This window comes from Croceicoccus bisphenolivorans (assembly GCF_001634625.1).
Taxonomy (GTDB): Bacteria; Pseudomonadota; Alphaproteobacteria; order Sphingomonadales; family Sphingomonadaceae; genus Croceicoccus; species Croceicoccus bisphenolivorans.
The window spans coordinates 1-387 of record NZ_LRSE01000072.1 but is presented as its reverse complement, the minus strand read 5'-3'; the positions used below and the strand labels follow the sequence as shown (position 1 = coordinate 387).

1 protein-coding gene is annotated in these 387 nt (G+C 60.5%); it reads right to left on the bottom strand.

All coding sequences use genetic code 11. The features are described from left to right. Window positions 1-19 precede the first annotated feature (19 nt). Window positions 20-387, bottom strand: a 368-nt coding sequence (locus A7A77_RS17355) for a DinB/UmuC family translesion DNA polymerase (protein ID WP_483772887.1), incomplete at its 5' end; no start/stop codon positions are given.

The following is a 387-nucleotide window of genomic DNA, read 5'->3' as shown; positions in this document are numbered from 1 at the left end:
CTATGTGCGCCGCCTCGCCTCAAAACAGATCCAGCTGGAGGCCGGGCTCGTCCGGCGCAGATGATTTGCCGTCGAGATTTGACAAGGTCAGCCCCATCAGCCGGATCGGGCGCGGCAGAGGGATCGCTGACGATAACAGGTCATGCCCGATGCTTGCGAATTCTTGCTTCGCGGAGATCGGCGCAGGCCGGCTTGCCGCACGGCTCACGATCTGGAAATCGTTGTACTTCAGTTTGAGTGTCACGGTCCGGCCCTTGGCCTCAGCGGTCTCGATCCTGTCCCAGACTATATCGATAATCCGATCCAGCGCCTCCCGAAGATCCTCACGCTGTGAAATGTCGGCGCCGAATGTCCGCTCGCCACCAAGCGATTTGCGGCTCCGATCAG